We start from the raw sequence: 13134 nt of genomic DNA on the forward strand, positions 1-13134 counted from the left end.
TCATTGCTTAATTCTTGATTGGATTATGAGATACAAATTTTAAATCAGCAAATGGCTGAAGAAAAAACAACTGCGGAAGTAGAAGAAACTACGGAAGCTACTACACAAGAGACTGCACAGGAAACCCCTAAGCAGGACCCACAAGAGTTTTTAGAAAATTTTAATTGGGAAAAATACGAGCAAGGAATCGAAAGAGTAGATGATTCCAAGCTTAAGGAATTCGAAGAATTAGTTGCCGAAAATTTCGTGGATACTGCCGATGAGGAAGTAGTTGAAGGAACGGTAGTTTATTTGACCGATAGAGAGGCAATCATTGATATTAACGCTAAGTCTGAAGGTGTAATTTCCTTGAATGAATTTCGTTACAATCCAGATTTAAAGGTTGGTGACAAGGTAGAGGTATTGATCGATATCCGTGAGGATAAAAGTGGTCAGTTGGTATTGTCCCATAGAAAGGCGCGTACTATTATGGCCTGGGACAGGGTTAACGCTGCCCATGACAACGAGGAAATTGTATCCGGTTATGTTAAGTGCAGAACCAAAGGAGGTATGATTGTTGACGTATTTGGAATTGAGGCATTCTTGCCAGGTTCTCAAATAGACGTTAAACCTATTAGGGACTACGATCAATATGTAAACAAAACAATGGAATTCAAGGTGGTTAAGATCAACCATGAGTTCAAGAACGTTGTTGTTTCGCATAAAGCTCTGATCGAAGCAGATATCGAAGAGCAGAAAAAAGAGATTATCAGCCAGTTGGAAAAAGGACAAGTATTGGAAGGTGTTGTTAAAAACATCACTTCATACGGTGTCTTTATCGATCTTGGTGGTGTTGATGGTCTTGTACATATCACCGATCTTTCTTGGAGCAGAATCAACCACCCGAACGAGGTTGTTGAACTTGATCAGAAATTGAACGTTGTAATTCTAGATTTTGATGAAAACAAATCCAGAATTCAATTAGGTCTTAAGCAATTGGAAAAACATCCTTGGGAAGCGCTAAGCGATGAAATTAAAGTAGGCGACAAGGTTAAAGGTAAAGTAGTTGTTATTGCAGACTACGGTGCATTTATTGAAGTTGTTGAAGGTGTTGAAGGTCTTATCCACGTTTCCGAAATGTCATGGTCTACACACTTGCGTTCCGCTCAGGATTTCGTAAAAGTAGGGGATGAGGTTGAGGCAGTCGTGTTGACCTTGGATAGGGAAGATCGTAAGATGTCCCTTGGTATCAAGCAATTGACACCAGACCCATGGACTGATATTACTTCTAAATATCCTGTAGGTTCAAGACATAAAGGTATCGTACGTAACTTCACAAACTTTGGTGTTTTTGTAGAGTTGGAAGAAGGTATAGATGGTTTGATCTACATCTCTGATCTTTCTTGGACCAAGAAAATTAAGCATCCATCTGAGTTCACCAATGTAGGTGATACTTTAGAGGTTGAGGTGTTGGAGTTGGACGTTGAAGGACGTAAGCTTAGCTTAGGACACAAACAGACTACTGAAAACCCCTGGGATAAATATGAGGATGAGTTTGCAGTAGGTACTGTACATAAAGCTACTATTACTGATGTGGTGGATAAAGGTGCAACCATAGACTTTAACGAGGATATAACTGCATTCATTCCACAGCGTCACTTGGAGAAGGAAGATGGCAAAAAACTAGGAAAAGGCGATGAAGCGGAATTCAAGATTATTGAGTTCAATAAAGACTTCAAGCGTGTTGTAGCTAGCCACACCGCTATCTTTAGGGAAGAGGAACAACGCAATGTAAAAGCGGCAGCTAAAAGACAGGCTGCAGCTGCTGACGAGGCAAAACCAACTTTGGGTGATGCTAACGATGCTTTACAGGCGTTGAAAGATAAAATGGAAGCTGATTCTAAGAAGAAGTAATCCATTTACATCGTAAATATTTTATAAAGCCCGGTAATTTACCGGGCTTTTCTGTTTCTAAAATCTTGCAAAGATAATTAGGTAGAATTCCCTATTTTTGTGAAGCTTAAAGCATGTATGACGAACTATGAGTCAAAAAGTCTTACTCTCTTCTAAGGAAATTAATATCATCCTTCATCGTTTGGCTTGTCAACTGCTTGAAAATCATGTGGATTTTAAGGATACCGTACTTATTGGGATACAGCCAAGAGGAATATTCGTAGCTCAAAGGCTTACCAAAATTTTATTGGAGGAGTACAAGGTCAAGCACATAGACTTAGGGTTTTTGGATATAACTTTTTACAGGGACGATTTTAGAAGAGGCGAGAAGACCTTGGAAGCGACCAAGACCAAGATCAATTTTTTGGTCGAGGACAAAAAAGTGGTACTGATAGACGATGTTCTGTATACTGGCAGAAGCATTAATGCGGCATTGACGGCTTTACAGTCCTTTGGTAGACCAAAGGAGGTTGAGTTGTTGACCTTGATCGATAGGCGCTTTAGTAGACATTTGCCCATACAGCCCAATTATAGGGGAAGACAGGTGGATGCCATAAATAATGAAAAGGTAAAGGTGATGTGGGAGGAGAACGAAGGTGAGGATATAATTTATTTGATAAACAGGTAATAGAAAATGAGCGAACTGAGTGTAAATCACTTGCTAGGGATTAAATATTTGAACGAGTCGGATATTCAGCTCATTTTTGAAACAGCAGATCATTTTAAAGAGGTCATCAATAGGTCCATAAAAAAGGTGCCTTCACTCAGGGACATTACTATTGCCAATATATTTTTTGAAAATAGTACACGCACCAAGTTGTCCTTTGAACTCGCAGAAAAAAGACTTTCTGCGGATGTACTGAACTTTTCGGCAAGCCAATCATCTGTTAAAAAGGGGGAAACTCTTATTGATACTGTGAACAACATCTTATCCATGAAAGTGGATATGGTGGTCATGAGACATCCCAATCCAGGTGCCGGAATTTTTCTTTCCAAACATGTAAATGCATCCATAATCAATGCCGGTGATGGAGCCCATGAACACCCTACACAAGCTCTGCTGGATTCTTTTTCCATTCGGGAAAGATTAGGAGATGTCACTGGAAAAAACGTGGTCATCGTTGGCGATATATTGCATTCAAGGGTAGCCCTATCCAATATTTTTGCTTTAAAATTACAGGGGGCAAATGTTAAAGTGTGTGGTCCAAAGACTCTGATACCCAAATACATAGATTCATTGGGGGTTGGTGTGGAGATGAATTTAAGAAAGGCTTTGGAATGGTGTGATGTGGCCAACATGCTTCGCATTCAGAATGAACGGTTGGATATCAGTTATTTCCCAACGACAAGGGAGTACACCCAACAATTTGGTGTAAATAAAAAATTATTGGATAGTTTGGACAAGGAAATCGTAATAATGCATCCAGGACCTATAAATAGGGGGGTGGAAATTACCAGTGATGTGGCAGATTCCAAACAATCCATCATTCTTAACCAGGTAGAAAATGGTGTTGCCATTCGTATGGCGGTAATTTATTTGTTAGCTTCAAAAATTAAAAAATAAGATGTATGATTTTTGATAAGGACGGAACTACGACCATAATTGATCAGGAAAAGAAATCGCTGTCCATCTTTTTAAAAAATTTGGATGAACGTTATCAAGAGGTTAAAAATGATAACCTCATCATAAACTTATTCACATTTGACAAGTTAACTTCAGGCGATGTACTTGAGTTTTTGGACATTTCAAACCTCCATAGGAAATCAGGGAAATCTTTTGTTATAGTTACGGATAAGGTGACTTATGATGAGGTTCCCGATGAAATAATTGTGGCTCCAACACTTCAGGAAGCCAAGGATATCATTGAAATGGAGGAAATCGAAAGAGACCTTGACCTGTGAAATTGACCATTCTTGGTTGTTATGCGGCCACTCCAAGGACCTTGACCAATCCTACTTCACAGGTTTTGGAAGTTAAAAACCATATGTTTTTGATAGATTGTGGCGAGGGTACCCAAGTTCAGCTTCGTAAGCACAAAATCAAGTTTTCCAGGATCAACCACATATTTATTTCCCATCTTCACGGAGATCACTTCTTTGGGCTTCCGGGATTGGTTTCAACATTTCGTTTACTGGGAAGAGAAAAGGAACTCAACATTTATGGCCCAAAAGGAATAAAAGAGGCCATAACCATGTTGCTAAAACTTGGAGATTCATGGACGAATTACCCACTCCGATTCCATGAATTAAGTTCAGGGGAAAGTGAACTTGTTTATGAAGATGATAAAATTACGGTACACACGATACCCTTGGATCATAGGATATATACCAATGGATTTTTATTCAAGGAAAAGTTGGGTGAAAGAAAGTTGAACATAGAGGCGGTTAGGTATTATGAAATTGACAAGGCGTATTATAATAATATTAAAAGGGGAAGGGATATCGTCACGGAAATAGGTGAAATAATTCCCAATAAGGCGTTGACTTTTGATCCACCAAAACCCACTTCATATGCCTTTTGCAGTGATACCGCCTATAAACCTGAAATTGTACCAATTATCAAACAAGTGGATTGTTTATACCATGAGGCTACCTTTTTGGAATCCGAAACTCATTTGGCGAAAAAGACCAAACACTCCACCGCAATACAGGCTGCAATAATTGCAAAGGAAGCCTCGGTAAATAAATTGATTTTGGGACATTATTCTACCCGATATCCTTCTATCCAATTATTTAAGGAAGAGGCTAGCCAAGTTTTTGATCAGGTGGAATTGGCAGATGATGGCAAATCTTTCGAGTTTATTTAAAACAAGCACGCAACCAAAGGTTAATAGCAATATCTTCTTATAAATATTGACATGAAGAATACCATTTTATTGACTTTTATATTTCTATTGTTCACATCGATTTCTTGTGAAAAAGAAGATGGAATAACCTCGGAGTTAAGAGGTAATGCTATCATCGGTACTTGGAACCATATAGATGAAATACCTAGTGGCGGTATACGGGAGGATTATCGGTATTTCGATGTGGAGACTTTGCATACCTTCGAGTTGGACGGAACCTACACCTATAAAGTGAATTACTATGGTTTTAAGGATGAGAACCCAAATGAACTAATGGGGCAATCCGAGAATAAAGGAACTTTTGAAGTTAACAACGATAGTGTTTTCATGAGGGTTTTTGAAAATACTTCTTGGGAAAAAGGATTTAAGCCGAAGCCTGAGACCATCCCATTAAATGGAGAGGCCTATGGGAATCGGTTTACTATAAAGAACGAAACATTGACTTTGTATTATATTTCATATCCTGCCGATGCACCAGTACAGACCCAAATGAGTTTTAAAAGGGTTGAATAGGTTAAAATTAATTGTTTAATAAGACCCCAAAGGTGATTAAAGCTTTTGGGGTCTTGTTATTTTTATTGATCTTTGAGTATCTTGTTTTTTTAGATTAGAATATGCAGAAAGACCTAGGTAATTACAGGAAATCTTACGAGAAAAGTGCCTTAATGGAGGACAGTATCTCCGATAATCCCATGCAGCTATTTAAAACGTGGTTCCATGAAGTAGAAGAATCGGATGGTGTGGATGAACCTAATGCGATGACCGTGTCTACAATAGGTTTGGACGGATTTCCCAAAAACAGGGTAGTGTTGCTGAAAAAATTTACTCACGAAGGTTTTATTTTTTATACAAATTATACCAGTGAGAAAGGAAAGGCCATTGCAAGCAACCCTAACATGTGTATATCCTTTTTTTGGCCCAACATGGAGAGGCAGGTCATCATTAAGGGCAAGGCGGAAAAGCTTGCCAACAATCTTTCCGACGGTTATTTTGAATCTCGCCCTAAAGGCAGTCAGTTAGGGGCATTGGTTTCCAATCAAAGTAATGTTATTTCTTCAAGAACGGTATTGGAAAAAGAGCTTTCACAATTAGAGAAAAAATATGAAAACAAAGAAGTGCCACGGCCGGATTATTGGGGCGGGTATTTGGTAAAGCCATTATCCATAGAGTTTTGGCAAGGTAGGCCAAATAGGTTACATGATAGAATCAGGTATACTTTGCAAGAGGATTGGAATTGGAAAATGGAGCGATTGGCCCCTTAATTATTAAAAAAGAATGAAAAATCTATTGTTCATGCGTCATGGCAAATCATCTTGGGATCTTGACGTTAGCGACCAAGACAGGCCGTTGGCCCAAAGGGGTATAACAGATGCACACTTGGTAGGAAGGAGGCTTTTTAAAGGGAACATTAAACCTGACTTTGTCTTTTCAAGTCCTGCAAATAGGGCGTTGCATACCGCCATGATTTGCTTGAGGAATTTAAAATATCCCATGGACCGATTTCAAGTTTCGACAGATTTATATGATTTTTCGGGAGATCAAGTATTGGATTTCATAAAGAAAACAGATGATGTCTTGGATACTATTTTGATTTTTGGACACAATAATGCCTTTACCCATTTGGTAAATTCTCTAGGAGATTCCTATATTGACAATGTTCCAACAAGTGGCTTTGTCCACATACAATTTAATGAAGAATCTTGGTCCGATATTTCCCAAGGCCGAACAATAGAAACCGTTTTCCCAAAGCATTTAAAATAATGGTAAAATTTAATAATCAGTACGTTAATAGAGAAATTAGTTGGTTATGGTTCAATGAACGCGTACTACAGGAAAGTGCGGATAAGAATGTGCCACTTATTGAGCGATTACGTTTCTTGGGAATCTTTTCTAACAACCTTGATGAATTTTTCAAGGTTAGATATGCAACCGTGAAAAGAATAGTGGAAGCGGGCAAAACGGGAAAAAGTGTTTTGGGAGGTGAAAAAGCGAAGGACCTTCTAGAGGAGATTACGGAAATCGTAATAAAGCAACAGGCCAAGAGTTTGGTTATTTTAAAGAGTATTGAAGAAGAGCTCGAAAGGGAAAACATCTTTATTATACGGGAAACCGCCTTAAATAAAACCCAAAAGGAATTTGTAAAGCAGTATTTTTTGCAAAATGTGAGTCCACAGCTCATGACCATCATCCTTAATGATTTGACTCGTTTTCCTACCCTAAAGGATACGGCTGCATATTTGGCTATTAAAATGATAATCAAAAGCGATAAAACCAATAAGGAGAAACGTTTTGCACTTATTGAAATTCCCAAAGGAATAGATCGCTTTGTCGTGCTACCAAAGGAGGGTGATAAAAATTACATCATAATTCTGGATGATCTAATTCGATATTGTTTGGTTAATATTTTCACCATGTTCGAATACGAATCCATTTCTGCACATATGATTAAGATTACAAGGGATGCAGAGCTGGATATGGACAATGACCTTAGCAAGAGTTTCATCGAGAAAATTTCCTCAAGTGTAGAGCACAGAAAAATAAGCGATCCGGTACGTTTTGTATATGATAAAAGTATAGCCAAGGATACGCTCGCATTTCTAAAGGAAAAAATGCAAATAGAGGATACGGATAGTGTAATCCCAGGTGGGAGATATCACAATAAAAGGGATTACATGGGCTTCCCGAGTTTGGATAGAAACGATTTGTTGTATGATAAAATCAAACCCCTACCAGTAAAGGGATTGAGCATTGAGGGTAGTATATTGGAAAGCATAAGCCAAAAGGATTATTTGCAGTATACACCCTACCACACATTCACCTATATTCTGAAGTTTTTAAGGGAGGCTGCATTAGACCCCAAGGTAAAGACTATTAAGATAACGGTATATCGCTTGGCAAACAATTCCCAAGTAGCTGCATCATTGATAAATGCGGTGAAAAATGGAAAGCAGGTTACGGTTCAGATAGAACTACAGGCACGTTTTGATGAACAGGCCAATATTGAATATGCGGAACAATTGCAGGCCGAGGGAGTTAAATTGATATTTGGTGTACCTGGACTTAAGGTACATAGTAAAATATGCTTAATAGAACGTGAAGAAGATGAAGGCCTTAAACGATATGGGTTTATAAGCACGGGTAACTTTAATGAGTCCACGGCCCGCATTTACACAGATTATACATTATTTACTTCCCATCCACCGATCCTTAAGGAATTAAACAAGGTATTTGATTTTTTTGAAACAACTTATAAAATAAACAAATACAAACATTTGATTGTGTCTCCCCATTATACCAAGAAGGTATTCCATAAGTTGATCGATCAGGAAATTGCCAATGCCATTGTGGGAAAGGAAGCTTTCATCAAAATAAAAATGAACAGTTTCACTTCCTATGAAATGGTTGATAAATTGTACGAAGCAAGTAGGGCGGGAGTCAAAATTCAATTAATTGTTCGTGGAATTTGCTGTTTGGTACCGGGAGTCAAGGGTATGAGCGAGAACATTGAGGCCATTAGTGTGGTTGATAAATTCTTGGAGCATACCAGGCTTTTTGTGTTTGCCAATGCCGGTAATCCAAAAGTGTATATTTCCTCTGCGGACTGGATGACCAGAAATCTGGATTATCGAGTGGAAGTGGGCTGCCCAATCTATGATGATGATATCAAACAGGAATTAATGGACACATTTGAAATCTGCTGGAGGGATAACCTAAAGGCCAGGGTTTTTTCGGAGAAGCAGGACAATGCCTATAGGAAGGCAAAATCACCCAAGCATCGCTCACAGTTTGAGACCTATGATTACTATGTGAATAAGATAAAGGGCGATAAATAGGAGGTCTCTTTTTACCCGTGTACCTTTTCGGATTTACTGAGGTTTTTCATAATCTCTGCTTCGTAATCAAGTAGGGCCTGCCATTTTTGGTCTACTTCTTTTCTATCACCGTATTTTCGGGCGAATTTTAGAAACATTGTGTAATGTCCGGCTTCACTGATCATCAGTTTGTGATAGAAGTCTGCAAGTTTTTTATCAGGAAGTTCCTCGGACAGAAGCCTAAAACGCTCACAACTACGAGCCTCTATCAGAGCTGCATATAAAAGCCGATGTACCAACTGTGTGGTTCGGCTTCCGCCTTTTGGAAAAAATTTTAAAAGTTCCAATACATACTCATCCTTTCTGTCCCTCCCCAATTTTTGCCCTCTTTCCAAAATGAGATCGTGAACCATCTTAAAGTGCCCCATTTCTTCCCTGGAAAGTGCTACCATTTCTTCAACAAGTTCTGTGTATTCCGGGAAGGATACAATTAAGGATATGGCGGTACTTGCAGCCTTTTGCTCACAGTAGGCATGGTCCGTTAAGATTTCATCGATATTCTTTTCAACAATATTTACCCATCTGGGGTCTGTGGGCAATTTTAAACCTAACATCATTTTTAACGCTTATTAACCTTGTTTAGGTTGTAAAAATAAGGCTTTGTGGGTTTTAATAATTATTTTTGGGGAAAGAGAAATTAGAATATACACAAAATGCAAGTAAGCGAACGTATTAAGGATGCGCTTGAAGCCCAGGCGGATCAAGGTTCCTTGAAATGGTTAAATGAAAAAATTAAAAAACTGGAAGAAGATAAATCCGTGAGGGATTTATTTATGTCGTACAGTTTACTGGCGTCGAAATTTGATAAGGGCTCCAAACTTCAGATTCAAAACTCAGATAGTGAAGCCCTAATTTTTTTGACTTCGCACAATGCAAATCTCTTGGAGGTCGCTAGGATATACCTTTTAATCAAAGTCCTGGAAATAGATAGGGATTTTTATGGACCAAAAGTGGCCAATATTATTCAAGTTGCGGATATAACCGAGCTTGAAACTTTTCTGAAATTTTTAGATTTATTGCCTTATCCGGAAATGTTCAGATTCACTGCAGTGGAGGCCCTACGTACAAATATCTCCGTAATTTTTGATGCTATCACTTTGAACAATCCTTATCCCGCTAAGTACTTTAATGACCAACAATGGAACCAAATGTATTTAAAGGCCGCTTTTATGGAGCGTGATCTTTCCAAAATACCGTCGGTAGATGAAAGGGCCAATGCAGATCTCGCCAGAATTATTTCCGATTATGCCCATGAACGATGGGCGGCCTCGCGAAAGATTGACCCCATGTTTTGGCGTCCAGTCTCCGGGTTCTTGAATCCTGTTTTACTTAGGGATATGGAACATTTGATAGACAGTGAGGATGCATTGGAAAATAAGGCTGGGGCATTATGTTGTTATCATTCTGGCAAAGAAGAGGCTATGCAGATTTTAAATCGCAAATCGGACTTGAAACAACAAATAGAAGAAGGTAAATTAACTTGGAAAAATTTAAAGAATTAAATAAATATGGAAGATAATTTGATGATAATCGATCCACATGTACATATGTCGTCCAGAACAACGGATGATTATGAAGCAATGCAACAGGCAGGTGTCGTAGCAATAATAGAGCCTTCTTTTTGGTTGGGTCAACCTAGGACGCAAGTGGGGTCGTTTCAAGACTATTTTAGCAGCTTGGTGGGCTGGGAACCTTTTCGGGCAAGCCAGTTTGGTATAAAGCACTACTGTACTATCGGTTTAAATTCCAAAGAGGCCAATAATGAGGCCTTGGCGGAACAAGTAGTTGAACTGTTGCCACTTTATCTGCATAAGGAGAATGTAGTTGCCATAGGCGAAATTGGATATGACGACCAAACTCCCGCAGAGGACAAATATTTTAGGATGCAATTGGAATTGGCCAAAGAATTGGATATGACTGTCCAGGTACATACCCCTCATAGGGATAAAAAAGCTGGGACTATCAAAAGTATGGAGGTATGCTTGGAGCACGGATTAGATCCGGCAAATGTAATTATTGACCATAATAATGAGGAAACCGTAAAGGAGGTCTTGGATAGGGGGTTTATAGCAGCGTTCACTATATATCCTAAAACTAAAATGGGCAATGAAAGAATGGTAGAAGTAGTTCGCAAGTTTGGTAGCGATAATATTATTGTTGATAGCTCGGCAGACTGGGGTGTAAGTGATCCGTTGGCAGTACCAAAGACTGCTTCCTTGATGTTAAAAAGAGGAATTTCCCGGGAAGATGTCGTGAAAACCTGTTATCAAAATGCCTTGGATGCGTTCAGCAAAAACGGAAGAATGAAAGAGGAACATTGGTTGGCACCAAAAGGAATAGATCAATCACAACTTTTTAATGATAATAGCGTTTTAAGAGGGCAAACACCTCGGATAGATTCCGAACAAATCTCTTAGGATGTTGAAAAAAATCATAGGTTTTGCCAGATTGGCAAGACCTGCCAACTTACCCACTGCCGCCGCGGATATATTTGCTGGTATCAGTTTGGCACTTTTTTCTTTGAATGTAAAAATTCCTGAATTTTTTTCAGCAAATGGTGGAAGTATATGGTCTTTAGTATTTGCTTCGGTATTCCTTTATGCGGGAGGGGTTGTGTTTAATGATGTTTTTGATGCAAGGTTAGATGCCGTAGAACGCCCAGAGAGACCCATACCTAGTGGACTTGTTCCACAGGTTCAAGCCATTGTATGGGGTACATTGTTATTTGTTCTAGGGCTCTATATGGCATTTACCGTAAATACATTGAGCGCAATCATCGCTCTTATTTTGATTATTGCAATTATTACCTACGACGCTTTGGCAAAAAAACATTTCTTTTTTGGGCCTTTGGTAATGGGTATCTGTCGAGGACTTAACCTTTTATTGGGTATGTCCATTATTGGTAGACTAGATTTATGGTGGATTTCATTGGCACCTCTAATCTATATTTTTGCCATTACCTTGATCAGTAGGGGAGAAGTACATGGTAACAATAGAAGCCATATCACAATTGCAGGTTTGTTGTATGCCATTGTAGTAACCTTTATCGGAATAAGCATTGGCTTAATAACGAACAACTTATTGATGTCAATACCTTTTTTGATTTTATTTGCCTTTTTGGTTTTTAAACCGCTAGTGGAAGCTTATAAAAACAACTCGCCGCAGAATATAAAAAAGGCGGTGATGGCCGGTGTATTATCTTTAGTGGTCATGGATGCCTGCTGGGTGGCTGGTTTTGCCAACTGGTACGTTGCACTACTAGTTTTATTACTTTTGCCTTTATCATTACTTCTTTCTAGAATTTTTGCCGTTACTTAAGAATATGGAATTAAAGCCTATCAAACAGTCTTTCTCGGTTCAATATGATTATCAACTCCATTTTACAAAGGATTTGTTTCATAAGGAGAATCCCCTGTTTTTAAATATTATAAAAAATTACAAGGACCACGAACCAGTAAAATTATTCTTTGTGGTCGACAAAGGTGTGGCCGAAAGTCACCCCCTGTTGTTGAAAAAAATCAGCTCATATTGCGCGGGTCATCCGAGGCATTTGAACTTTACCCAAAGTTTGGTCATCGATGGTGGTGAACAATCGAAGAATCATTCGGAGTATATAGATTTGGTTTTAAGGGGAATAAATGAAAATGCGATTTGCCGTCATTCCTTCGTTGTGGTCGTCGGTGGAGGTGCAGTAATAGATATGGTAGGTTATGCGGCGGCCATAGCACATAGAGGAGTCAAATTGATTAGGATACCTACAACGGTACTTTCTCAGAACGATTCTGCTGTAGGCGTAAAAAATAGCGTAAACATCTTTAAAAAGAAAAACTTTTTGGGAACTTTTGCCCCTCCCTATGCCATTATAAATGATAGCGACTTCCTTGCCACTTTAGAACAAAGGGACTGGATTGCAGGAATCGCCGAGGCAATTAAGGTAGCTTTGATTAAGGACAGGGAGTTTTTCCAATATATTGCCGATAATGTTTTAGCATTAAAGGAAAGGAAATTGGAACCTATGCAATATGTCATTTACAAATGTGCGGAGATGCACATGCAGCATATTTCCCAAGGAGGAGACCCATTTGAATCCGGTTCTTCCAGACCTTTGGATTTTGGTCATTGGGCTGCCCACAAACTGGAGTTTATGACCAATTATGAATTAAGACACGGCGAGGCCGTTGCCAAGGGAATCGCTTTGGACGTAACGTATGCCCAGTTGATTGGCCTAATTACCCCTGATGAATTGAATACAATTTTGGAAGTTATGAAGGCTATAGGCTTTGATTTATCGCTCCCATTGGCATCCGAAGTTGAAGTGGAACAATTATTGGCCGGAATTGAGGAGTTTAGGGAGCATTTGGGAGGACAACTCACCATTACCCTAATTTCAGGATTGGGCGAAAAGTATGATGTTCATGAAATTGACATGTCCAAAATGAAACAAGCCATTGAGCATCTGAATCATCAAATGGCCGTAAAGTAGA

The 13134-nt window shown here is 38.9% G+C and carries 14 protein-coding genes; 13 read left to right on the plus strand and 1 reads right to left on the minus strand.

Annotation, left to right across the window (positions count from 1 at the left end; translation table 11 throughout):
- Positions 1–51 precede the first annotated feature (51 nt).
- From rpsA to ppk1, 9 genes are all read left to right on the plus strand, one after another.
- Positions 52–1893 (plus strand): 30S ribosomal protein S1, encoded by a 1842-nt coding sequence (gene rpsA, locus CJ263_RS15010; RefSeq protein ID WP_094998032.1) that lies wholly within the window; start codon positions 52–54, stop codon positions 1891–1893.
- 127 nt (positions 1894–2020) lie between these two features.
- On the plus strand, positions 2021–2560 hold the full coding sequence (pyrR, locus tag CJ263_RS15015) for a bifunctional pyr operon transcriptional regulator/uracil phosphoribosyltransferase PyrR (protein WP_094998033.1): 540 nt from the start codon (positions 2021–2023) through the stop codon (positions 2558–2560).
- 6 nt (positions 2561–2566) lie between these two features.
- Positions 2567–3496, plus strand: a complete 930-nt coding sequence (locus CJ263_RS15020) for an aspartate carbamoyltransferase catalytic subunit (RefSeq protein WP_094998034.1) — start codon at positions 2567–2569, stop codon at positions 3494–3496.
- 5 nt (positions 3497–3501) lie between these two features.
- Positions 3502–3834: a ribonuclease Z gene (locus CJ263_RS15025; protein ID WP_094998035.1), complete on the plus strand. Its 333-nt coding sequence runs from the start codon at positions 3502–3504 to the stop codon at positions 3832–3834.
- Positions 3831–4739 (plus strand): ribonuclease Z, encoded by a 909-nt coding sequence (locus tag CJ263_RS15030; RefSeq protein ID WP_094998036.1) that lies wholly within the window; start codon positions 3831–3833, stop codon positions 4737–4739. The genes CJ263_RS15025 and CJ263_RS15030 overlap by 4 nt, the downstream gene beginning before the upstream one ends.
- A 51-nt stretch (positions 4740–4790) precedes the next feature.
- Positions 4791–5291, plus strand: a complete 501-nt coding sequence (locus tag CJ263_RS15035; protein ID WP_094998037.1) for a hypothetical protein — start codon at positions 4791–4793, stop codon at positions 5289–5291.
- A 101-nt stretch (positions 5292–5392) separates the two neighbouring features.
- Positions 5393–6040 (plus strand): pyridoxamine 5'-phosphate oxidase, encoded by a 648-nt coding sequence (pdxH, locus tag CJ263_RS15040; RefSeq protein ID WP_094998038.1) that lies wholly within the window; start codon positions 5393–5395, stop codon positions 6038–6040.
- 13 nt (positions 6041–6053) lie between these two features.
- Complete coding sequence (locus tag CJ263_RS15045; protein ID WP_094998039.1) at positions 6054–6539, plus strand: SixA phosphatase family protein; 486 nt, start codon at positions 6054–6056, stop codon at positions 6537–6539.
- On the plus strand, positions 6539–8611 hold the full coding sequence (ppk1, locus tag CJ263_RS15050) for a polyphosphate kinase 1 (RefSeq protein WP_094998040.1): 2073 nt from the start codon (positions 6539–6541) through the stop codon (positions 8609–8611). Before CJ263_RS15045 ends, ppk1 begins: the two co-directional genes overlap by 1 nt.
- Before the next feature lie 11 nt (positions 8612–8622).
- On the opposite strand, the gene miaE is transcribed toward ppk1, so the two are convergent.
- Positions 8623–9204 carry a tRNA-(ms[2]io[6]A)-hydroxylase gene (gene miaE / locus CJ263_RS15055; RefSeq protein WP_094999269.1) on the minus strand — a complete coding sequence of 194 codons (582 nt, stop codon included), beginning with the start codon at positions 9202–9204 and terminating at the stop codon, positions 8623–8625.
- A 99-nt stretch (positions 9205–9303) separates the two neighbouring features.
- On the opposite strand from miaE, the gene CJ263_RS15060 reads away from it, so the two are divergent.
- Genes CJ263_RS15060 through CJ263_RS15075 form a run of 4 tightly spaced genes read left to right on the plus strand, consistent with a single transcriptional unit; the run spans position 9304 to position 13133 of the window.
- Positions 9304–10152, plus strand: a complete 849-nt coding sequence (locus CJ263_RS15060; protein WP_094998041.1) for an EboA domain-containing protein — start codon at positions 9304–9306, stop codon at positions 10150–10152.
- A 6-nt stretch (positions 10153–10158) separates the two neighbouring features.
- Complete coding sequence (locus CJ263_RS15065) at positions 10159–11067, plus strand: TatD family hydrolase (RefSeq protein WP_094998042.1); 909 nt, start codon at positions 10159–10161, stop codon at positions 11065–11067.
- Position 11068: 1 nt separating this feature from the next.
- Positions 11069–11968: a UbiA-like protein EboC gene (gene eboC, locus CJ263_RS15070; protein ID WP_094998043.1), complete on the plus strand. Its 900-nt coding sequence runs from the start codon at positions 11069–11071 to the stop codon at positions 11966–11968.
- Between the two features lie 4 nt (positions 11969–11972).
- Complete coding sequence (locus CJ263_RS15075; RefSeq protein WP_094998044.1) at positions 11973–13133, plus strand: 3-dehydroquinate synthase; 1161 nt, start codon at positions 11973–11975, stop codon at positions 13131–13133.
- Position 13134 lies beyond the last annotated feature (1 nt).

The sequence above is a fragment of the Maribacter cobaltidurans genome (assembly GCF_002269385.1).
Lineage (GTDB): Bacteria > Bacteroidota > Bacteroidia > Flavobacteriales > Flavobacteriaceae > Maribacter > Maribacter cobaltidurans.

What these genes read in the sequence shown, in the direction of transcription:
- CJ263_RS15035 (WP_094998037.1), top strand. Translation starts at nt 4,791, where the DNA reads ATGAAGAATACCATTTTATTGACTTTTATATTTCTATTGTTCACATCG.
- pdxH (WP_094998038.1), top strand. Translation starts at nt 5,393, where the DNA reads ATGCAGAAAGACCTAGGTAATTACAGGAAATCTTACGAGAAAAGTGCC.
- rpsA (WP_094998032.1), top strand. Translation starts at nt 52, where the DNA reads ATGGCTGAAGAAAAAACAACTGCGGAAGTAGAAGAAACTACGGAAGCT.
- eboC (WP_094998043.1), top strand. Translation starts at nt 11,069, where the DNA reads ATGTTGAAAAAAATCATAGGTTTTGCCAGATTGGCAAGACCTGCCAAC.
- CJ263_RS15065 (WP_094998042.1), top strand. Translation starts at nt 10,159, where the DNA reads ATGGAAGATAATTTGATGATAATCGATCCACATGTACATATGTCGTCC.
- pyrR (WP_094998033.1), top strand. Translation starts at nt 2,021, where the DNA reads ATGAGTCAAAAAGTCTTACTCTCTTCTAAGGAAATTAATATCATCCTT.
- CJ263_RS15060 (WP_094998041.1), top strand. Translation starts at nt 9,304, where the DNA reads ATGCAAGTAAGCGAACGTATTAAGGATGCGCTTGAAGCCCAGGCGGAT.
- CJ263_RS15075 (WP_094998044.1), top strand. Translation starts at nt 11,973, where the DNA reads ATGGAATTAAAGCCTATCAAACAGTCTTTCTCGGTTCAATATGATTAT.
- miaE (WP_094999269.1), bottom strand. Translation starts at nt 9,204, where the DNA reads ATGTTAGGTTTAAAATTGCCCACAGACCCCAGATGGGTAAATATTGTT.
- CJ263_RS15045 (WP_094998039.1), top strand. Translation starts at nt 6,054, where the DNA reads ATGAAAAATCTATTGTTCATGCGTCATGGCAAATCATCTTGGGATCTT.
- CJ263_RS15025 (WP_094998035.1), top strand. Translation starts at nt 3,502, where the DNA reads ATGATTTTTGATAAGGACGGAACTACGACCATAATTGATCAGGAAAAG.
- CJ263_RS15020 (WP_094998034.1), top strand. Translation starts at nt 2,567, where the DNA reads ATGAGCGAACTGAGTGTAAATCACTTGCTAGGGATTAAATATTTGAAC.
- ppk1 (WP_094998040.1), top strand. Translation starts at nt 6,539, where the DNA reads ATGGTAAAATTTAATAATCAGTACGTTAATAGAGAAATTAGTTGGTTA.